Origin of the sequence: Streptomyces sp. MCA2 (assembly GCF_023544705.1) — a bacterium.
In the GTDB taxonomy this organism is placed as follows: Bacteria; Actinomycetota; Actinomycetes; order Streptomycetales; family Streptomycetaceae; genus Streptomyces; species Streptomyces decoyicus.
Genome location: NZ_JAMJFM010000075.1, coordinates 1 through 19856 on the forward strand (window position 1 = coordinate 1; position 19856 = coordinate 19856).

At 71.6% G+C, this 19856-nt stretch carries 16 protein-coding genes; 7 read left to right on the forward strand and 9 right to left on the reverse strand.

The window, feature by feature from the left end:
• Positions 1-456 precede the first annotated feature (456 nt).
• Positions 457-651, forward strand: a complete 195-nt coding sequence (locus M8I34_RS37790; protein ID WP_030088067.1) for an AlpA family transcriptional regulator — start codon at positions 457-459, stop codon at positions 649-651.
• A 123-nt stretch (positions 652-774) separates the two neighbouring features.
• Positions 775-1722 carry a 2-dehydropantoate 2-reductase gene (locus tag M8I34_RS37795; RefSeq protein ID WP_250057497.1) on the forward strand — a complete coding sequence of 316 codons (948 nt, stop codon included), beginning with the start codon at positions 775-777 and terminating at the stop codon, positions 1720-1722.
• Positions 1723-1879: 157 nt separating this feature from the next.
• On the opposite strand, the gene M8I34_RS37800 is transcribed toward M8I34_RS37795, so the two are convergent.
• Positions 1880-3058, reverse strand: coding sequence for a LacI family DNA-binding transcriptional regulator (locus M8I34_RS37800; protein WP_250057499.1), 1179 nt, complete (start codon positions 3056-3058; stop codon positions 1880-1882).
• A 269-nt stretch (positions 3059-3327) separates the two neighbouring features.
• On the opposite strand from M8I34_RS37800, the gene M8I34_RS37805 reads away from it, so the two are divergent.
• Complete coding sequence (locus M8I34_RS37805; RefSeq protein WP_250057501.1) at positions 3328-4359, forward strand: Gfo/Idh/MocA family oxidoreductase; 1032 nt, start codon at positions 3328-3330, stop codon at positions 4357-4359.
• Positions 4360-4405: 46 nt separating this feature from the next.
• Here M8I34_RS37805 and M8I34_RS37810 read toward each other — a convergent pair whose 3' ends face one another.
• Both M8I34_RS37810 and M8I34_RS37815 read right to left on the reverse strand, forming a co-directional pair.
• A complete protein-coding gene (locus M8I34_RS37810) occupies positions 4406-4978 on the reverse strand; it encodes a GNAT family N-acetyltransferase (protein WP_250057503.1) in 573 nt (190 codons plus the stop codon).
• 207 nt (positions 4979-5185) lie between these two features.
• Complete coding sequence (locus M8I34_RS37815; RefSeq protein WP_250057505.1) at positions 5186-5845, reverse strand: DedA family protein; 660 nt, start codon at positions 5843-5845, stop codon at positions 5186-5188.
• A 227-nt stretch (positions 5846-6072) separates the two neighbouring features.
• Here M8I34_RS37815 and M8I34_RS37820 point away from each other — a divergent pair, with 227 nt between their 5' ends.
• The gene (locus tag M8I34_RS37820; protein ID WP_250057507.1) at positions 6073-6360 is read left to right on the forward strand and encodes a heavy-metal-associated domain-containing protein; all 288 of its coding nucleotides are present in this window, start codon (positions 6073-6075) and stop codon (positions 6358-6360) included.
• A gap of 541 nt (positions 6361-6901) precedes the next feature.
• On the opposite strand, the gene M8I34_RS37825 is transcribed toward M8I34_RS37820, so the two are convergent.
• The 5 genes from M8I34_RS37825 to M8I34_RS37845 form a co-directional block, all read right to left on the reverse strand.
• On the reverse strand, positions 6902-8191 hold the full coding sequence (locus M8I34_RS37825) for a citrate synthase (protein ID WP_250057510.1): 1290 nt from the start codon (positions 8189-8191) through the stop codon (positions 6902-6904).
• A 176-nt stretch (positions 8192-8367) separates the two neighbouring features.
• Positions 8368-10581 carry an ATP-dependent RecD-like DNA helicase gene (locus M8I34_RS37830; protein ID WP_250057511.1) on the reverse strand — a complete coding sequence of 738 codons (2214 nt, stop codon included), beginning with the start codon at positions 10579-10581 and terminating at the stop codon, positions 8368-8370.
• A 285-nt stretch (positions 10582-10866) separates the two neighbouring features.
• The gene (locus tag M8I34_RS37835; protein WP_250057513.1) at positions 10867-11727 is read right to left on the reverse strand and encodes a sugar phosphate isomerase/epimerase; all 861 of its coding nucleotides are present in this window, start codon (positions 11725-11727) and stop codon (positions 10867-10869) included.
• A complete protein-coding gene (locus M8I34_RS37840; RefSeq protein WP_308372775.1) occupies positions 11724-12869 on the reverse strand; it encodes a dihydrodipicolinate synthase family protein in 1146 nt (381 codons plus the stop codon). The genes M8I34_RS37835 and M8I34_RS37840 overlap by 4 nt, the downstream gene beginning before the upstream one ends.
• A complete protein-coding gene (locus tag M8I34_RS37845; RefSeq protein ID WP_284051274.1) occupies positions 12866-13990 on the reverse strand; it encodes a Gfo/Idh/MocA family oxidoreductase in 1125 nt (374 codons plus the stop codon). Before M8I34_RS37845 ends, M8I34_RS37840 begins: the two co-directional genes overlap by 4 nt.
• A gap of 185 nt (positions 13991-14175) precedes the next feature.
• Here M8I34_RS37845 and M8I34_RS37850 point away from each other — a divergent pair, with 185 nt between their 5' ends.
• The 3 genes from M8I34_RS37850 to M8I34_RS37860 all read left to right on the forward strand — a co-directional run bounded on the left by M8I34_RS37850 (position 14176) and on the right by M8I34_RS37860 (position 18222).
• Complete coding sequence (locus M8I34_RS37850; protein WP_250057517.1) at positions 14176-15183, forward strand: helix-turn-helix domain-containing GNAT family N-acetyltransferase; 1008 nt, start codon at positions 14176-14178, stop codon at positions 15181-15183.
• 139 nt (positions 15184-15322) lie between these two features.
• On the forward strand, positions 15323-16189 hold the full coding sequence (locus M8I34_RS37855) for a sugar phosphate isomerase/epimerase (protein ID WP_250057539.1): 867 nt from the start codon (positions 15323-15325) through the stop codon (positions 16187-16189).
• A 176-nt stretch (positions 16190-16365) separates the two neighbouring features.
• Positions 16366-18222, forward strand: coding sequence for a glycoside hydrolase family 3 protein (locus M8I34_RS37860; protein ID WP_250057519.1), 1857 nt, complete (start codon positions 16366-16368; stop codon positions 18220-18222).
• Positions 18223-18368: 146 nt separating this feature from the next.
• On the opposite strand, the gene M8I34_RS37865 is transcribed toward M8I34_RS37860, so the two are convergent.
• A complete protein-coding gene (locus M8I34_RS37865) occupies positions 18369-19787 on the reverse strand; it encodes a S28 family serine protease (protein WP_250057521.1) in 1419 nt (472 codons plus the stop codon).
• Positions 19788-19856 lie beyond the last annotated feature (69 nt).

The window sequence follows — 19856 nt, forward strand, 5'->3', positions numbered from 1 at the left end:
CATGGCACTTCCCGGACCGCGGCTCTTCCCCTACCTCGGCAGCTCTCGGACCATGGCATCCCTCGGACCGCGACTCTTTCCGGACCGCGCCATTCCTCGGACCACGGCTCTTTCCGGACCGCGTGGCACTCCCTGGACCGCTGCACCCGCCGCGGCCCATGCCCACCTGCCCCACGCCGACCGACCGGCTCGCCCCTGTTCCGGACCGCCCCCCCGCCCCCGTTCTGAACCATCCCGCCCCGGTTCCGAACCGTCCCGCCCCCGTCACAGCCATCCGCCCCGCGTCACAGCTGTCACCGTTACGCGGGGTTTCCGTCACAGCCGATCAACAGCCCCTCCCCGATGGTTACTCGGTGTCGTTGTCCAGGCACAGGGTGAGTGATCACCAGGCCGTACGCAGCCCCCTGCCGGCTCCCCCGGGCCGACCCTGCGAACGGCGCTCAGGAGGTGGCAGAGATGACCGACCGCAAGCTCTGGTCGTACAAGGAGATCGCCGCGCACATCCAGGTGCAGCCGGACACCGTGCGCTCCTACCGCAAGCACGGGCTGCTGCCCGAACCGGATCTGGTGGAGGGCGGGAAACCGTACTGGTTCGCCGACACGGTCAGAGCGTGGGTGGCGCGGCGGCCGGGCCAACGCGGCCGGCGCTGAGAGCCACCGGACCGGCCCGGGCCCCGGCAGCCCCGGCGGCCCCGGATGCTGCCGGGCGATGCCGGGCGATGCCGGGGCCGGGCGACACCGCCCGCCAGGCCTTCCCGGCTCTACGATCGAGGTATGCCCCAGAAACCCCAGGCAGCGGCGCCCGCCCGGATCGCGGTGATCGGCGGCGGCGCGATCGGTGGCTACACCGCCGCCCTTGCCCAGTGGGCCGGTCTCGACGTCACGCTGTGCGTCCGCAGCCCGCTGGAGAGTCTCAGCGTCGAGAGCGGCGGCACGGTCCGGCCCGCGGCGGTACGTATCGTCACCGACCCGGCGCAGGTGGCGCCGGTCGACTGGGTGCTGCTGACCACCAAGGCGCAGGACACCCCGGGCGCCGAGGGCTGGCTACGGCGGCTGTGCGGCCGGGACACGGCCGTCGCGGTGCTTCAGAACGGCATCGGCCTGGAGGAGCGCGTCGCTCCGCTCGTTCCCCGGGGCACCCGCATCCTTCCCACCGTCGTCTACATCTCGGCGGAGCGCACCGCGCCCGGCCGGATCCTGCATCACGTCGCCAGTGAACTGCATGTGCCCGAGGGCCCGTTGGCCGACCGGTTCGCCGCCGTGCTGGACGGCAGCGGCCTGCGGGTGCATCGCGTCGCCGACTTCACCACGGCCGCCTGGCGCAAGCTGTTCACCAACCTCGCGGCCAATCCGATCACCGCCCTGCTCCAGCAGCGGATTGGGATCCTCGCCGACCCGGAGATGGCCGCGCTCACCCGCGATCTGCTGCGTGAGGCAGCCGTCGTCGCGCGCGCCGAGGGCGCGGACATCGGCGAAGCGGACATCACCAGGACGCTGGAGCTGTATGCCACCGCACCTCCGGACGGCGGCTCCTCCATGCTCTACGACCGCCTCGCGGGCCGCCCCCTGGAGCACGAGTTCCTCACCGGCGCGGTGGTCAGGGCCGGTGAACGGCACGGCATCGCCACCCCGTTGAACAGGATGCTGCTGACCCTGCTGCGAGCGGTGGACCACGAACTGCGGCGCGAAGGGACGCACGGACGAAGGGACGCACGGGCGTAGGGACGCACGGACGAAGGGACGCACGGGCGTAGGGACGCACGAGCGCAGGGACGCACGGACGTACAGGCATAGGGACGTACGGGCGCAGGGACGCGCGGACGCAGGGACGTACAGGCGCAGGGACGTACAGGCGCAGGGACTTAAGCCTGCGCGGGGGTCAGACGGGTCGGGGTGGTGCCGTCGAGCCCCTGATCTCCAGTTCCGGGGCGACGAGTTGCTGACCGGCCGGGGCGTCCGGGCGTTCCATGCGGTCCAGGAGGCAGCGTGCCGCCCGTCGGCCGACCTCGTGGCTGGCGTTGTTCACCGAGTTCAGCCAGAGGTGGCGGATACGGGCGAGGTAGGTGTTGTCGTAGCCGACGAGGGAGAGGTCGGCGGGGACCTCCAGGCCCAGCTCCTGGGCGGCGGACAGTGCGCCGACGCCGGAGATGTCGTTGAACGCGAAGACGGCGGTGGGGCGTTCGGCGACGGGGCGCCCCGAGCCGCGCGAGGGGTTGAGCAGCCGGACGGCGGCGCGGTAGCCGCCCTCCTCGGTCCCGTCGCCGTTCTCCACTACGGCGCTCGCCGCCAGGCCGTGGGCGCGTACGGCGGACTCGAAGCCGCGTCGGCGGAGTTCGCCGACCAGCCCCTGCCCGGCGATATGGGCGATCCGTCGGTGGCCGAGGCCGATGAGGTGCTCGGTGGCGAGCCGGGCGCCGCGCTCGTCGTCGTTGGCGACCAGGTCGACGCGCGGCAGCCGGGGTTCATGGTTGCCCGCGATGACGGTCGGCAGCCGTTCGGCGACCTCGGCGAGGCCGTCGGTGTCCGGGAGCGTGCCGACGACGACGATGCCGTCGACCCGCAGCTCCTGGAAGGTACGGGCGAAATCCTGGCCGGCCCGCCGGTCCAGTCGGCCGTCGGCCATCAGCATCCGCAGGCCGTGCGCCTGTAGCAGGGAGTTCAGGCCGTCGAGCACCTCGACGAACCAGGGGTTGCGCATATCGTTCAGCAGCACGCCGACGGTGTGCGTACGGCGTGCGACGAGGCTGCGGGCCGCGGCGTTCGGCCGGTAGCCCAGCTCCTCGATGGCCGCCAGCACGGCCTGCCGCTTGGCGTCGCTCACCCGCGGCGAGCCCTGCAACACGAGCGAGACCAGCGACTTGGAGACGCCCGCGCGCTCGGCGACACCGCGGATCGTCGGGGGCCGGTCCGCTCCCGATCGCGCTCCCGGCCGCACTCCCGATCGCTCTCCGGCCCTGTCGCCGGACGGCTCTCCGGACCGCGCTCCGGGCCGCTGCCCGGGCCCGTCTCCGGACCGCTCTCCGGGCCGTCCGTGGACTCGCTGGTTGGACCGTTCCATAGCCGGAAATCCTTCCATCGGGGCGGGTGAGCGTCAATCCAGGGGAGCGGGCGGGCCTCAATGCACCACTGCGCCCCTGTAGAACGGTTGACATGCGGACATCAGGACATGCAGGGTGCCGGTGATGGCAGCTTTGGACCGTTCCAAGTAGTCGTGGCGGGCGTCCCCTCCCTCCTCATCTCCCGTCTCCCTCGCCCGCCCTTCCCCCTCCCCCTCATCCCCCTCCCCCTCCTTCTCCTCCCTCCGTACTTCCGGAAAGGACCCGAGGCATGAAGATCGGTCTGATCGGCACCGGGCGCATCGGCGCGTTCCACGCCCACACCCTGCGGAGCGTCCCGGGCGTCACGGACATCGTGGTCGCGGATGTGGACACCGCCCGCGCCGCGTCACTGGCACAGACCCTCGGCGTACGGGCCGCCGCGAGCATCGAGGAGATGTACGCGGACGGTCCGGACGGCGTGGTGATCACTGCCGCGACCAGCGCCCACGCCACCCTGATTCACCAGGCCCTGGACGCCGGGGTGCCGGTGTTCTGCGAGAAGCCGGTCGCACTGGACGTGCCCGGCACCGTCGGTGTGGTGGAGCGGGCGCAGGCCGGCACCGTGCCCGTACAGATCGGCTTCCAGCGTCGCTTCGACGCGGGCTACCGCGCCGCCCGCGAGGCGCTGCGCTCCGGGGAGCTGGGCTGGCTGCACACCCTGCGCGCCTGCACCAGCGACCGGACGCCGCCGCCCGCCGGCTATATCCCCACCTCCGGCGGGCTGTTCCGGGATTGCAGCATCCATGACTTCGACATCCTGCGCTGGCTCACCGGCCGCGAGGTGGTCTCGGTCTACGCCCAGGGCGCCAACCGCGGCGCGCCCTTCTTCGCCGACGGTGACGATGTGGACACCTGCGCGGCGCTGCTGCGCTTTGACGACGACACCCTGGCCACCGTCACGGCGACCCGCTACAACGGGGCGGGCCATGACGTCCGCCTGGAGGTCTGCGGCTCCGAGGGCGCCCGCTTCGTCGGCCTTGACGACCGGGCGCCGCTGCCGTCGGCCGAGGCGAAGCTGTCGTGGCAGCGGGCCGCCGACCCGTACGCCACGTTCATGGAACGCTTCCACGACGCTTACGTCACCGAACTGGGCGTCTTCGCCGAGGTCGTGGCGGGCCGTGCGCCGAGCCCGTGCTCCCCGGCGGAGGCGCTGGAGGCGCTCTATGTCGCCGAGGCGTGCGAGCGTTCGCGACGCACCGGCGAGCCGGTCGCCGTGGCGGATGTCCGGGCCCCTTCCGGTGGAGCGGCTCCGGGCGCGTGAGCGACCCCGGCTTCCTGACGTCCCCTTCATCACACCCTCCCGCCCCTCAACTCCCTTCGCCGGCACGGTCCGACGGTGCCGGTCCCGCTGCCGCGGTCAGGTCCAGCCGCCACTCGTTGGAGCGCATCATGTGCCCCTTCGGATACTCGAAGGCACGCTCTCCGACGAGGGCGAACCCGGCCTTGCGGCAGACCGCGTTGGATGCGGCGTGCTCCACCGACGGAAAGGCATGCAGCGAGCGGTGCCGGCCCTCGGCCCTGGCTGCCGCGATGACCTCGCGCGCCGCCGCCACCGCGATGCCCCGGCCCTGGAACTCGGGCAGCACGCCCCACCCCGTCTCGTACACCTTCTCCCCCTGCTGTTCCCGCTCCCAGAAGCCTATGGACCCGGCCACCGCGCCCTCCGGGTCGAGGACGATGCGGAACATCTGCCCCGCTCCGCGGAGGTCGAGATAGCGCGCATGCCGGGCGAGCAGTTGCTCCTCGGCCTCCGGACCGCCCAGATGGGCGGTCATTTCCGGTGCGTTGGTCCTGCGCAGCAGATCGAGGTCGGCCGCCGTCCACGGCTCGATCCGCACCCGCGACAGAGCCGAGCCGTCACTCTCCGTAATCAACGTCATGCCTGAACTGTAAGGGCACCCACTGACAATCGCTCCGGCGCCGACAGCAACATGGCGGCAGCAGTATGGCTACGGCGACACGGCTCCGGTGGCAGTCGACAACAGACGGCAGACGGCAGCGGAGGCAGCAGACAGCAACAGGCCGACAGCGACGGCACGGTGGCGCCGAAATCGCGCGCCCGCCCTACCCCCTACCCCCCTCACCCGTCACGTCGCCGCAGACGAGGCCCGGCCGCCCCACCCGTCCCCCGACTCCCCGTCGCCCCCCTTGGAGGTCCCGCCGCTCTCGCCCTCGCCGCTCTCCTCCGACGGTTCGCGCAGGGTGCGGCGGCGGGCGGCCCACTGGATCGCGGCGCCGACCGCGGCGACCGCGCAGGAGACGCCGAAGCCGATGCCGGCGGCGTAGAGCGGGCGGCCGGTGGTGGCGCTGCCGAGGTAGCCGAGTCCGACCGAGTACGTCGCCCAGGTCGCCTCGGCGATTCCGGCACCGAGGACGTACTTGCGCAGCGGGTAGCGCAGCACGCCGGAGGCCAGGGCGCCGGCGATCCGCCCGCTGGGCAGGAACCGTATGGCGATCACGAAGGGCAGGCCGTAGCGCTGGATCCGGCGCGAGGTCCATTCCAGCAGTGCCTCGCGGCGGGGCTTGCGGCGCATCCAGGCGCGTACGGGTTCACCGAACCGCCGGGCGGCCAGGTACATCAGGAGGTCTCCCAGCAGTGCGCTGCCTCCGACGATGAGCAGGATCAGGGGGAGGAACACCTCACCCCGGGCGGCGAGTACTCCGGTCGTGACAAGCAGGGCGGAGTTGGGGACCAGTGGTGGCAGCGTGGTGAGCACCAGCAGGCCGTAGAGGGCGAGTACGTCCATACGGCCGCCTCCTCGGATCCGCCCCGAGCCCGTAACCCAAGGCTGACGCGAGGTGGGGCGCGTGGCAACGCGATGGGCGCGCCGGAGCCTGGATTGATACCCCCTAGGGGTATACAGTGTTCAGGGTCGGGAGACACCGGCAGCCGCCGGGGCCTCTCGCGGTGCGTTGCGGCGCCCCGACACTTGGCACCACACGGAACACATCGGCACCACAAGGAGAATCCCCCATGGCAGAGAACGGCTCCTGCTGCACCCCCGAAAGCTCCTGCCACTCCGGCGGCACCGACGTCCAGGTCGGCGAGGTGACCACCACCTACAGGGTCACGGGCATGACCTGCGGCCACTGCGAGGGGGCGGTGTCGTCCGAGTTGGGCGAGCTCGCCGGGGTCAGCTCGGTGCAGGCGGTCGCGGCCACCGGCCTGGTGACCGTCACGTCCAAGGCCCCGCTGGACGAGGACGCCGTGCGCGCGGCCGTCGACGAGGCCGGCTACGAACTCGTGGGCCAGGCGGCCTGATCCCCGGCTTCGGGTTCCACCACCCGCGGTGCAGGCCGGGCTCGCGGTACACAGGGGCGGTCCGCGGCCTTCGTGGCCATCAGCGGCCCGCGCCCACGAAATTTCACACGGCCCTTACAACTGACACAACACCCATACCGAAGGGCCTCGATCTCCAGATCGAGGCCCTTGACCGCATTCGCCCCCATATGGCAAGAGACCCAGATCACACTCATCGGAACGTAACCATTGAGGGGGGTCGTGAGTCTAACCGGGCAGTGCAGGCACCCCGGCGGGGCTTGCACTGCAACAGCCGTGCAGATCTTGGGGGATCGTGCCCGGCTACGCGTGGCCGGGGCGACGCGCCCGGGGAGCTTTGAGCGGCCCTCCCGAATGTGCGCGTCCCGGCAGATCGCGGTGCAACCCGGAACACCCGGAGGGATCCCGTGGGGGGAATCCAGCCGGGATAGGGGAAGCGCCCCGCACTCTGGACCCGTGGGGGGATCCGGAGGCGGGGCGCTTTCTCGTTGCGCTCGTCAGGGCTGCCCTCGAAGGGCGGCCGTCAGCGCTCCTCGACCGGCACGAAGTCGCGCTCGACGACACCGGTGTAGATCTGCCGCGGGCGGCCGATGCGGGAGCCGGGCTCCTTGATCATCTCGTGCCACTGGGCGATCCAGCCGGGCAGCCGGCCGAGCGCGAAGAGCACCGTGAACATCTCGGTCGGGAAGCCCATGGCCCGGTAGATCAGGCCGGTGTAGAAGTCGACGTTCGGGTAGAGCTTGCGCTCGACGAAGTAGTCGTCGGAGAGCGCATGCTCCTCCAGCTTGAGGGCGATGTCCAGCAGCTCGTCGGACTTGCCGAGCGCGGAGAGGACGTCGTGCGCCGCCGCCTTGATGATCTTCGCGCGGGGGTCGAAGTTCTTGTAGACGCGGTGCCCGAAGCCCATGAGCTTCACGCCGTCTTCCTTGTTCTTCACCTTGCGGATGAAGTTGTCGACGTCGCCGCCGTCGCGCTGGATGCCCTCCAGCATCTCCAGCACGGACTGGTTGGCACCGCCGTGCAGGGGGCCCCACAGGGCGTTGATGCCGGCGGAGATCGAGGCGAAGAGGTTCGCCTGCGAGGAGCCGACCAGGCGGACCGTGGAGGTCGAGCAGTTCTGCTCGTGGTCCGCGTGCAGGATCAGCAGCTTGTCGAGGGCGCTGACCACCACCGGGTCGAGGTCGTAGTCCGCGGCGGGCACCGAGAAGGTCATGCGCAGGAAGTTCTCGACGTACCCGAGGTCGTTGCTCGGGTAGACGACCGGGTGGCCGACCGACTTCTTGAACGCGTAGGCCGCGATCGTCGGGAGCTTGGCCAGCAGCCGGATCGTGGAGATGTGGCGCTGCTGCTCGTCGAACGGGTTGTGGCTGTCCTGGTAGAAGGTCGACAGCGCGCTGACGACCGAGGACAGCATCGCCATCGGGTGGGCGTCCCGGGGGAAGCCGTCGTAGAAGCGCTTGACGTCCTCGTGCAGCAGGGTGTGGTACGTGATGTCCTGCTTGAAGTTCGCCAGCTCATCGACGGTGGGCAGATCGCCGTTGATGAGGAGGTACGCGGTCTCGACGAACGTGCTGCGCTCTGCGAGCTGCTCGATCGGGTACCCGCGGTAACGAAGAATGCCGTTCTCACCGTCGAGATAGGTGATCGCGGATTTATACGCCGCGGTGTTGCCGTAACCGGAATCCAGGGTCACCAGACCGGTCTGGGCGCGAAGCTTCGAGATATCGAAGCCCTTGTCGCCAACAGTGCTGTCGACGACCGGGTAGCTGTATTCGCCGTCCCCGTAACGCAGTACTACAGAGTTGTCGCTCACGTCATCCCTCACCGACGTTGTGCCTCTTCTTCGAGGTGCCCTGACTGCCTATACCTTCCCCCATTTGGGCCTTGGTTGTGCACTCGGGGTCGGCCATAGGGCCTGTCTGCGGCACTCAGTGCCGTCTGAGTGCCCATCCTGCCCCCCTTCGCCCCGAATAGGAAAGAGGGGTGACCTCACATCGCACCGGCGAGCCGGTGATCGAGCGCCGTACACCGCCGACCGGCGGATACCGTGCGGACGGCCTGCCCCAGGGCCTTGCGGGAGCCGACCAGGACCACCAAGCGCTTTGCCCGGGTCACAGCGGTATACAGCAAATTGCGCTGAAGCATCATCCAGGCACTGGTGGTGACCGGAATCACCACCGCTGGATACTCACTACCCTGCGAGCGGTGGATCGTCACGGCATAGGCGTGGGCGAGTTCGTCGAGTTCGTCGAAGTCGTACGGAACCTCCTCGTCCTCGTCGGTGCGCACGGTCAGCCGCTGCTCGTCGGAGTCCAGGGCGGTGACCACGCCGACCGTGCCGTTGAAGACGCCGTTGAGGCCTTTTTCGTAGTTGTTACGGATCTGGGTGACCTTGTCGCCGACGCGGAAGACCCGGCCGCCGAAGCGGCGCTCGGGCAGATCGGGGCGGGCGGGGGTGACGGCCTGCTGGAGCAGGCCGTTCAGGGCGCCCGCACCGGCCGGGCCGCGGTGCATCGGGGTGAGCACCTGGATGTCCCGGCGGGGGTCGAGGCCGAACTTCGCCGGGATCCGGCGGGCCGCGACATCCACCGTCAGCCGGGCGGCCTCCTCGGCGTCGTCCTCGGCGAACAGGAAGAAATCCGTCATGCCGGTCGTCAGGGGCGGGACGCCGGAGTTGATGCGGTGGGCGTTGGTGACCACCCCGGACTGCTGGGCCTGCCGGAAGATCCGGGTCAGCCGGACCGCCGGCACGGGTCCTGACCCGTCGAGCAGATCACGCAGCACCTCGCCCGCGCCCACCGACGGCAGCTGGTCGACGTCCCCGACCAGCAGCAGATGGGCGCCCGGTGGCACCGCCTTGACCAGCTTGTTGGCGAGCAGCAGGTCCAGCATCGAGGCCTCGTCGACGACCACCAGATCGGCGTCCAGCGGCCGCTCCGCGTCATAGGCGGCGTCCCCGCCCGGCTTGAGCTCCAGGAGGCGGTGGACCGTGGAGGCCTCCGCGCCGGTCAGCTCCGAGAGCCGTTTGGCCGCCCGGCCCGTCGGCGCCGCCAGCACCACCTTGGCCTTCTTGGCGCGGGCCAGCTCGACGACGGACCGGACGGTGAAGGACTTGCCGCAGCCCGGCCCGCCGGTGAGCACCGCGACCTTCTGCGTCAGCGCCAGCCGCACCGCCTGCTGCTGCTCGGGGGCCAGCTCGGCGCCCGTCCGGCGCGCCAGCCAGGCGAGCGCCTTGTCCCAGACGACGTCCCGGAACGCCGGCATCCGGTCCTCGTCCGTACGCAGCAGCCGGGTCAGCCGGCCGGCCAGGGAGATCTCTGCGCGGTGGAAGGGCACCAGGTAGACGGCGGTCACGGGCGGCGCACCGTCCGCGCCGCCCGGCACCTTCTCGCGGACCACGCCCTCCGGGTCCGCGGCCAGCTCGCTGAGACAGTCGATGACCAGGCCCGTGTCCACCTGGAGCAACTTCACGGCGTCGGCGATCAGTTGTTCCTCGGGGAGGAAGCAGTGGCCCTGGTCGGTGGACTGCGACAGCGCGTATTGCAGGCCCGCCTTGACCCGGTCCGGGCTGTCGTGCGGGATGCCCACGGACTGGGCGATGCGGTCGGCGGTCAGGAAGCCGATGCCCCAGACGTCGGCGGCCAGGCGGTAGGGCTCGTTGCGGACGACGGAGATGGAGGCGTCGCCGTACTTCTTGTAGATCCGCACGGCGATGGAGGTGGACACACCGACGCCCTGGAGGAAGACCATGACCTCCTTGATGGCCTTCTGCTCCTCCCACGCCGCGCCGATCATCTTCGTCCGCTTGGGGCCCAGGCCGGGTACCTCCACCAGACGCCCGGGTTCGTGCTCGATGACCTCGAGGGTGTCCGTGCCGAAGTGTTCGACGATGCGGTCGGCGATGCGGGGTCCGATGCCCTTGATCAGGCCGGAGCCCAGATAGCGGCGGATGCCCTGGATCGTCGCGGGCAGGAGGGTGGTGTAGTTCTCGACGGTGAACTGCTTGCCGTACTGGGGGTGGGAGCCCCAGCGGCCCTCCATGCGCAGCGATTCGCCCGGCTGCGCCCCGAGCAGCGCGCCGACGACGGTCAGCAGATCGCCCGCGCCGCGCCCCGTGTCGACCCTCGCGACGGTGTAGCCGCTCTCCTCGTTGGCGTAGGTGATCCGCTCCAGGACCCCTTCCACCACGGCTGCGTTGACCATGGACCGACCGTACCGCCGGGGTCTGACACCGCGCCGGGAGGCGGGAGAACCGGCTCCCCATCGAGGGGCCCGTCCGTTGGTCGGGCCCCTCGATTCCCCCTCCGTGCCGGCCCCGGGTCCCCCCCGGGCCCCTCCCCTTTCGGGACCAGCGTCAGCTATGACCTTTGTGGACGGCCAACGGTTGCGCGCATCCGCTGAGTTATTTCTCCGGTACCCGCTGTGCGCTTTTCCCTCGTCAGCCGACGCGTCTCCGGTCAGCCGACGCGTCAGCCAGCGTGCCTCTCGTCAGCCGACGTGCGTCAGGAAGCGGTCCACGATCTCGGCCAGTACCTCCGTGCCGTCCCGCGCCCACAGTGCCGGGTGGAAGATCTCCACTTCGACGGGCCCCCGGTAGCCGGCCGCATCGACCCGCTGTCTGAACCAGCGCAGATCCACCACGCCGTCCCCGAGCTGCCCGCGCCCCAGCAGGACACCCGCGGGCAGGGGCGTGACCCAGTCGGCGAGCTGGAAGGCGGCGATCCGCGAACCGTTCTCCGTGCCGGTGCCGCCGGCGCGGCCGATCTGCGCGCCGACGGTGTCGTCCCACCACAGGTGGTAGGTGTCCACGACCACGCCCACCTGCTCGGCGGGGAACCGTTCGGCGAGGTCCAGCGCCTGGGCGAGCGTCGAGACCACACAGCGGTCCGCCGCGTACATGGGGTGCAGCGGTTCGACCGCGAGCCGGACGCCCCGTTCGGCGGCGTAGGGGCCCAACTCGCCCAGTGCGTCGGCGACCCGCTCCCGGGCGCCGGGCAGGTCCCGGCTGCCGGCCGGCAGTCCGCCGGAGACCAGGACCAGGGTGTCGGTCCCGAGGGCGGCCGCCTCGTCGACGGCCGCCCGGTTGTCGTCCAGGGCGGCGGCCCGCTCGCCCGGGTCCAGCGCGGTGAAGAACCCGCCGCGGCACAGGCTGGTGACCCGCAGCCCGGCGTCCCGTACGAGCCGGGCGGCCGCGGCCGCCCCGTACTCCTGCACGGGCGCGCGCCACAGACCCACGCCCCGTACGCCCGCCCGTGCGCAGCCGTCGGCGAGTTCGGGCAGCGACCACTGCCGGAGGGTCTGCTGGTTGAGGCTGAGCCGGTCGAGGAGGGTGGGGGCGTCGTCGCTCATGCGTCCTCCGCCCCGTACACCGCGAGCAGGGTGCGCATCCGGTGGGCGGCGAGCTCCGGGTCGGGGAACAGGCCGAGCCCGTCGGCGAGTTCGTGGGCGCGCCGCAGATGCGGCAGGGAGCGGGCCGACTGGAGACCGCCGACCATGGTGAAGTGCGACTGGTGGCCCGCCAGCCAGGCCAGCAGGACGATGCCGGTCTTGTAGTGGCGGGTGGGCGCCTGGAAGAGGTGCCGGGAGAGCGCGACGGTGGGGTCCAGGACGGCCCGGAAGCCCGCGGTGTCCCCGGCGTCCAGGAGGCGTACGGCTTCGGCGGCGGGCGGGGCGAGCGGGTCGAAGATGCCCAGCAGTGCCTCGCTGAAGCCGTGGTCGTCGCCGGCGATCAGCTCCGGGTAGTGGAAGTCGTCGCCGGTGTAGCAGCGCACCGTCCCGGGCAGCCGGCGGCGCAGCCGTACCTCCCGGCCGGCGTCCAGCAGGGAGACCTTGACGCCGTCCACCTGGCCGGGGTGGCCGGCGATGATCGCGAGGAGGGTCTCCGTGGCGGCGTCGGGGTCCGCGCTGCCCCAGTAGCCCGCCAGCGCCGGGTCGAACACCGGGCCGAGCCAGTGCAGGATCACCGGCCGGGCGGCCTGGCGCAGGAGGTGGCCGTAGAGCTCCTGGTAGTCCTCCGGTCCGGTGGCGGCCGCGGCCAGCTGGCGGGACGCCATCAGCACCGGCCGGGCGCCGGCGTCCTCGACGAGCCCGAGCTGTTCCTCGTACGCGCCGCGGACGTCGGCCAGGGAGGCGCCGTGCGGCGGCAGTTGGTCGGTGCCGACGCCGCAGGCGAGCAGGCCGCCGACCGCCCTGGCCTCGGCGGCGGAGCGCCGGATCAGTTCGGCGGCGGCGCCCCAGTCCAGGCCCGCGCCGCGCTGTGCGGTGTCCATCGCCTCGGCCACGCCCAGTCCGTGCGACCACAGGTGGTGCCGGAAGGCGAGGGTGGCGTCCCAGTCGACGGCGGCCGGGCCGTCCGGGGTGGTGACGGCGTGCGGATCGGCGACCACATGGGCGGCGGCGAGGACCGTACGGGAGCACAGCGGGGGCCGCGCGGAAGCGGGCCGGGCCGCGGGGTGCGCCGCGGACGGGGCGGGGTCGGCGGGCGCGTTCACCGGCTCAGCTCCGGTACGTCCAGGCGGCGGCCCTCCGCCGAGGACCGCCGGGCCAGTTCGGCGAGCTGGACGCCGCGGGCGCCCGCCGCCAGGTCCCAGTGCCAGGGCTCGTCGCGGACGACATGCCGCAGGAACAGCTCCCACTGCGTCTTGAAGGCGTTGTCGAAGGTGTCGTTGTCGGGGACCTCCTGCCACTGCGCGCGGAACGGCTCGGCGGCCGGGAGGTCGGGGTTCCACACCGGCTTGGGGGTGTGGGCACGGTGCTGGACACGGCAGTGGCGCAGTCCGGCGACGGCCGAGCCCTCGGTGCCGTCGACCTGGAACTCCACCAGTTCGTCGCGGTGCACCCGGACCGCCCAGGAGGAGTTGATCTGGGCGACGATGCCGCCGGGCAGCTCGAAGAGGGCGTATGCGGCGTCGTCGGCGGTGGCTTCGTAGGGGGTGCCCGACTCGTCCCAGCGGCGTGGCAGGTGCGTGGCCAGGTGCGCCTGGACGGTTCTGACCGGCCCGAACAGTTCGTGCAGGACGTACTCCCAGTGCGGGAACATGTCGGCCGCGATGCCGCCGCCGTCCTCGGCCCGGTAGTTCCAGGAGGGGCGCTGTGCCTGCTGCCAGTCGCCTTCGAAGACCCAGTAGCCGAACTCGCCCCGTACGGACAGGATGCGGCCGAAGAAGCCGCCCTCGACGAGGCGGCGGAGCTTGCGCAGGCCCGGCAGGAAGAGCTTGTCCTGGACGACGCCGTTCTTGACGCCCGCCTCCTGGGCCAGCCGGGCCAGCTCCAGCGCGCCCGCGAGGCTGCCGGCGGTGGGCTTTTCGACGTAGAGGGGCTTTCCGGCGGCGATCGCTTTCTTCACGGCCTCCTCGCGGGCGGCGGTGACCTGCGCGTCGAAGTAGAGGCCGATGGTGTCGTCGCCCAGTACGGCGTCGAGGTCGCAGGTCCAGTGCGCCAGGCCGTGCCGTTCGGCCAGTGCCCGCAGCTTGGGCGCGCTGCGGCCGACGAGCACCGGTTCGGGCCGGATCGCCGTGCCGTCGGCGAGTTCGAGGCCGCCCTGATCCCGCAGGGCGAGGAGGGAGCGGACCAGATGCTGGCGCTGCCCCATGCGCCCGGTCACTCCGTTCATGGCGATGCGTACGGTCGTGTCTGCCACGGCCCGTCCCCTCTCCGAGATGGGAGTCGCGCTCTCAGGTCAGGAACCTACGAGCCGGACGGCCGGACGAAACCCGCGCGAAGGAGTTTTCCACCGGTCCTGGCGGTGGCGGCCGGCCTCCGCGTATCCTTGACTCAGTCAAGGGTGAGGGGGCGACGATGCCAACCGGGACACCATCCGCCACGACGTCCGCAACGCCGTCCGGCGCGGCGCGCGACGCAGGACCCGACGCCGCGGCCGACGTCCGCGAGCTGCGCCGGTTCAACCGCTTCTATACGAACCTGATCGGTGCCCTCGACTACGGGCGCCATCTCTACACCCCGTTCACCCTCACCGAGGCCCGGGTGCTCTACGAGGTCGCCAACCATCCGCGGGTGGACGCCGCCGACCTGCGCGCCTCGCTGTCGCTGGACGCGGGCTATCTCAGCCGGCTGCTCGGCAGGTTCGAGGACCGTGAGCTGATCACCCGCGGCAAGTCCGAGCAGGACCCCCGGCGCCAGCGCATCACGCTGACCGAGGGCGGCCGGGAGGCGGCCGGCCTGCTGGAGGAGCGCTCCCAGGACGCCGCGGGGTCGCTGCTGGAGCGGCTGCCGGCGGCGGACCGGGCCCGTCTGGCGGACTCGATGCGGACCATCCGCGCGCTGCTCGGCAAGGAGGCGGAGCAGGGCGACGGGGACCGTGCCCCCGAGGTCGCGCTGCGCACGTCCGGCCCCGGGGACCTGGGCTGGATGGTGGAGCGCAACGCGGCGCTCTACGCCGCCGAGTACGGCTTCGATCTGAGCTACGAGGCGCTGGTGGCCCGGATCGTCGCGGAGTACGCCGAGCAGTTCGACCCGCGGTGGGACCGCACCTGGATAGCGGAGCTGGGCGGGGAGCGGGTGGGCGCGGTGATGTGCGTACGGGACGGCAGGCCCAAGGTCGCCCGGCTGCGGCTGCTGCTGGTGGAGCCCGGCGCCCGCGGCCACGGGGTGGGCCGTCAACTCGTGGATTCCTGCGTGGAGTTCGCCCGGGACGCCGGATACGACGAGATGGTGCTGTGGACCAATTCCGTCCTGGGTGCGGCCCGCGGCATCTATCAGCGGGCCGGCTTCGAGCTGGTCGCCGAGTCGGCGCACCACAGCTTCGGACAGGACCTGGTCGGCCAGGACTGGCGGCTGGCGCTGTGAGGCCGTGGGTGACGGGGCGGGTGAGAGGGGCGATGAAGGCGGGCAGGGCGGGAAGGACGGAAGGACAGCGATGACGTAAGCGACACGAAGGAGCGCCGGCATGGCCCCCACGGACCGCGCGGACGGCAGGACCCCTGCGATGCGGTATGCGTTTTCGACCCTCGGTGTGCCCGGAATGCCGGTGCCCGAGGTGCTGCGGCTGGCCACCGGGACCGGATATCAGGGGGTGGAGCTGCGGGCCCATCCGGAGGAACCGGTGCATCCGCTGATCGGGATGCGGGAACGCGCCGCGGTGCGGGGACAGTTCGCGGACGCCGGCGTGGAGATCCTGGCGGTGGCCGGATACGCCCAGGTGGCCGCCGCCCGGGACGCGGCGGACGAGGAGGCGCTGGCACATGAGCTGACCGAGCTGGTGTTCCTCGCCGCCGATCTGGGGGCGCCGTATGTCCGGGTCTTCCCCGGCGGCGAGGGCCGCCCGGCGGCCGAGGCGGACGCGGATGCCGCCCGCCGGCTCGCCGCGGTGGCGCCGCTGGCGGCCGAGCGGGGTGTCCGGGTGCTGCTGGAGACCCATGACTCGCACGGTACGGGCGCGGCCGCCGCCCGCGTGCTGGGCCTGGTGGGCCATCGCCGGATCGGGGCGCTCTGGGATGTGCTGCACAGCTGGCTCGGCGGCGAGGAGCCCGTCGACACCCATGCCGCGCTCGCCCCGCACCTGGGCTATGTGCAGGTCAAGGACGTCGCCTCGGCCGAGGAGCGCACCCCCCTCCCGCTCGGGGCCGGCGCCCTGCCGCTGGCGGCCGCCCTGGGCACTCTCGGCCGGGAGCCCGCGGGCGCCCATGGCCCGGTGCCGGCCCCGGAGGGCACCTACGACCAGGGGTCGGGCGGCTGGCTGTGCTGGGAGTACGAGAAGCGCTGGTTCCCGGAGGCGGCCGACCTCCCCGGCCTCCTGGTCCCGGGCCGTGAGCATCTCCAGCGGCTCCTCGGCCGGTCCGCCGCCGCCTCCTGACCGCGGGCCCTCGCCCGGCGCCCCCGCCCGACGCCCCATCACATATCCCCGCCCGCCCCGCAATACCTGAGCGCCACCACGGACCGTGTCATTGACCGACAATAGTTTTCCGGCTATCCGTGTCTCCTTGGAAGTTTCCTTCAATGAGCCGAGGAAGCCCTCCGGAAGGAGCGCACATGCACTCCAGACGTACCGTCCTGACCTCCGCGGCAGCGGCGGCCGCCGCCGCCGCTGCCGCGGGCGCGGGCGCCGCCCCCACACACGCCACGGCGCCCGCCATCGGACCCCAGTCCTCCCCCGCTGCCGCCCCCGCCCCCTCCGCCGCCACCCGGGCCCGGCTGCGCCGCCTCATCTCCCGTATGTCACCGGAGGAGAAGGCCGGCCAGCTCTTCGTCATGCGGGTCTACGGGCACTCCGCCACCGACCCCGACCCGGCCGACGCCGACGCGAACCGCAAGGAGATCGGCGTCGCCAACGCCGCCGAGCTGATCGCCAAGTACCACGTCGGCGGCATCATCTACTTCGGCTGGGCGCACAACACCCGTGATCCGCACCAGATCGCCGATCTCTCCAACGGCATCCAGAAGGCCGGGGCCGCCCAGCGCGTCCCCGTCCCGCTGCTGATCTCCACGGACCAGGAACACGGCATAGTGGCCCGGGTCGGCGCGCCCGCCACGCTCTTCCCCGGGGCGATGGCGCTCGGCGCGGGCGGCTCCCGTGACGATGCGCGCACGGCGGCCAGGATCGCCGGCCAGGAGCTGTACGCCATGGGCATCCGGCAGGACTACGCGCCGGACGCCGATGTCAACGTCAACCCCGCCAACCCGGTCATCGGCGTCCGTTCCTTCGGCGCGGACCCGCAGGCCGTGGCCCGTATGGTCGCCGCCGAGGTGAAGGGCTATCAGAGCGCCGGGATCGCCGCCTGCGCCAAGCACTTCCCCGGGCACGGCGACACCGACACCGACAGCCACATCGGGCTGCCGTACATCCACCACACCGCCGAGGAGTGGGAGCGGCTGGACGCGCCGCCCTTCAGGGCCGCGATCGCCGCCGGCATCGATTCGATCATGACGGCGCATATCGTCGTGCCCGCCTTCGACCCGAGCGAGGACCCGGCCACCCTCTCCCGTCCGATCCTCACCGGCATCCTGCGCGAACGCCTCGGCTACGACGGGGTGGTGGTGACGGACTCCCTCGGTATGGAGGGCGTACGGAAGAAGTACGGCGACGCCCGGGTGCCGGTGCTCGCCCTCAAGGCCGGTGTCGACCAGCTGCTGAACCCTCCGGACCTCGCCGTCGCGCATGCCGCCGTCCTCAAGGCGGTCGCGGAGGGCGAGCTGAGCGAGCGGGACATCGACGCCAAGCTGATGCGCATCCTGCTGCTCAAGGAGCGGCGCGGACTGTTCAAGGACCCGTACACCACCCCTGGCGCGGTGGACCGGGTCGTCGGCACCCGCGGGCATCTCGCCACCGCGGACCGGATCGCGGACCGCACCACCACCCTGCTGCGCAACGACGCCGGGATCCTGCCGCTGTCCCGGCGACGGGAGCGCCGGGTGCTGGTGGCGGGCGTCGATGCGGCCGCGCCGTCCGGCACCGGCGGCCCGCCCACCACGGTCCTGGCGAAGGCCCTCACCGAGCTCGGCTTCACGGCCACCGCGCTCTCCACGGGCATGCTGCCGACCCAGCAGCAGATCGACGAGGCGGTGGCGGCGCTCGGCGAGCGGGACGCGGTGGTGGTGGCGACGTACAACGTGAGCGCGGACTCCCGCCAGCGGAAGCTGGTCGCCGCGCTGCTGGCCACGGGCAAGCCGGTGGTGCAGCTGGCGGTCCGCAACCCTTATGACATCGCCCAGTTGGACGGGGTCAGGGCGGCCCTGGCGAGCTACTCCTGGACGGATGTGGAGCTGCGGGCGGCGGCCCGGGTGATCGCCGGCCGACGGGACCCGGCCGGCAGACTGCCGGTCGCGATAATGCGCGCCGACGCCCCGGCGCAGCCGCTCTACCGGATCGGTCACGGTCTGACGTACTGAGTGCGGCGGACGGGTACGGCGCGCTCCCCGGTCCGGGGGAACGCGCCGCATCCGTCACTCGCTCAGGCCTCCGGGCCGCCGCCGGCCCTCCGGGCTCGGCTCACGGCGACCTCGTCACGGCCTCACGGCCTCACGGCCTCACAGCGTCACGGCCGCAGCATCGGCATCCGCCGGATCTCCTGCTTGTCCAGCTGCTTGTTGTGCGGCGCCAGCGGTGTGGCCTGGCCGTCCGGGGCGCGGACACCGGCCCAGTCGAGAAGCTCGGCGGTGGCCTTGGTGCGGTCGGCCTCCTTCAGCTTCGCGATGTTCGAGCCGTGGTTGCCGCCGGGCACGGTGAAGACATAGGAGTCCCGGGCGCCCTTGCCGACCTCGAAGTGCTCCGAACTCCACGGGTCGTACTGGCCGTTGACGAACATCATCCGGTCCGCGTGGTGACGCACCCAGTGATCGACGTCGGGCATCGCGCGCTTGTCAAAGCGCATCGGGATGTCCTTCGGCACGAACGAACGGGAGTTGTTGATCCCGGGGTACTTCAGCAGTCCGGCCAGCTGCGGGTAGCGGTAGCCGGGCTCACCGAGCTGGGTGCCCGCCTGGTAGTAGTACGGCGTGTACGGCTCCATGCCCTGGTCGGTGTAGCTGTCGAAGCCGCCGACCGTGTCCATCCACTTCCACAGTTCGTCCGTGGAGACGGTCGGCTTGGGCACCTCGGCGCAGGCGGTCTCGGCCGGCTGGTACTGCCAGAAGCCGAACACCAGGTCCGTGACCATGACTTCATAGGCCCGGTCGGCGCTGCCGACGGTCTTGAAGGTCTGCTTCTCCTTGTCGGCCCAGGCCTGGAAGCGGCCGACCATCTCCTTGCGGCGCACCAGGGCCTCGCGCTCGATGGCGGCGAGGTCCGTGCGGCACTGCGCGGTCCCGACGGTCTTGAAGAACCGGTCGTACGCCGAGTCCTCGTCGTTGCGTACGTCGTTGGGCGCGACATAGGCGACGGTGCCGTCCATGTCGTGCGGGAAGAAGCGGCGGTAGTACGTGGCCGTCATTCCGCCCTTGCTGCCGCCCGTGTCGATCCAGTTCTGGCCGTAGATGCGGTGCAGCACCTGGAAGAGGCGGTGCTGGTCATTGGCGGCCTGCCGGATGTCCAGCTTCTTCCAGTCGGTGGGCGTGGGCCGCGACGGGGTGAAGTAGCGGTACTCCAGCGAGACCTGGTTGCCGTCGATGATCTTGGTGGGCTCACTGCGCGACGGCGTGGTGTTGACGTTGTAGCCGGAGGTGAAGAACACCGTCGGCCGGTCCACCGATTTGTGCAGCACGGTCAGCCGCTGCTGGAAGGTCCCCTTCGCGGGGTGCCGGTGGTCGATCGGCTGGGTGTAGTTCAGGACGAAGTAGCGGTAGCCGTCGACCGGCTTCTCTTCGATGAGGCTCATGCCCGGGATCGCCAGGATCCGGTCCTTGATGTCCTCGGTCTTCGGCTCGGCGGCGGTGGCCGCCCCTGCCGACATGCTGCCGGCTCCCGCCGTGCCTATGAGCACCGCGAGCGACAGCAGCCATCTGGTGGCCTTGCGCATGCACCCTCCCCTTGGGATAGCAAAGGTCGGGCTGAACCTATCGGCGCGGCGGGGGTGCCACCAGCCCCT

Excerpts from the sequence above, each read along its gene's own strand:
- M8I34_RS37790 (WP_030088067.1), top strand. The coding sequence starts at position 457 with ATGACCGACCGCAAGCTCTGGTCGTACAAGGAGATCGCCGCGCACATC.
- M8I34_RS37795 (WP_250057497.1), top strand. The coding sequence starts at position 775 with ATGCCCCAGAAACCCCAGGCAGCGGCGCCCGCCCGGATCGCGGTGATC.
- M8I34_RS37800 (WP_250057499.1), bottom strand. The coding sequence starts at position 3,058 with ATGGAACGGTCCAACCAGCGAGTCCACGGACGGCCCGGAGAGCGGTCC.
- M8I34_RS37805 (WP_250057501.1), top strand. The coding sequence starts at position 3,328 with ATGAAGATCGGTCTGATCGGCACCGGGCGCATCGGCGCGTTCCACGCC.
- M8I34_RS37810 (WP_250057503.1), bottom strand. The coding sequence starts at position 4,978 with ATGACGTTGATTACGGAGAGTGACGGCTCGGCTCTGTCGCGGGTGCGG.
- M8I34_RS37815 (WP_250057505.1), bottom strand. The coding sequence starts at position 5,845 with ATGGACGTACTCGCCCTCTACGGCCTGCTGGTGCTCACCACGCTGCCA.
- M8I34_RS37820 (WP_250057507.1), top strand. The coding sequence starts at position 6,073 with ATGGCAGAGAACGGCTCCTGCTGCACCCCCGAAAGCTCCTGCCACTCC.
- M8I34_RS37830 (WP_250057511.1), bottom strand. The coding sequence starts at position 10,581 with ATGGTCAACGCAGCCGTGGTGGAAGGGGTCCTGGAGCGGATCACCTAC.
- M8I34_RS37835 (WP_250057513.1), bottom strand. The coding sequence starts at position 11,727 with ATGAGCGACGACGCCCCCACCCTCCTCGACCGGCTCAGCCTCAACCAG.
- M8I34_RS37845 (WP_284051274.1), bottom strand. The coding sequence starts at position 13,990 with ATGAACGGAGTGACCGGGCGCATGGGGCAGCGCCAGCATCTGGTCCGC.
- M8I34_RS37850 (WP_250057517.1), top strand. The coding sequence starts at position 14,176 with ATGCCAACCGGGACACCATCCGCCACGACGTCCGCAACGCCGTCCGGC.
- M8I34_RS37855 (WP_250057539.1), top strand. The coding sequence starts at position 15,323 with ATGCGGTATGCGTTTTCGACCCTCGGTGTGCCCGGAATGCCGGTGCCC.
- M8I34_RS37860 (WP_250057519.1), top strand. The coding sequence starts at position 16,366 with ATGCACTCCAGACGTACCGTCCTGACCTCCGCGGCAGCGGCGGCCGCC.
- M8I34_RS37865 (WP_250057521.1), bottom strand. The coding sequence starts at position 19,787 with ATGCGCAAGGCCACCAGATGGCTGCTGTCGCTCGCGGTGCTCATAGGC.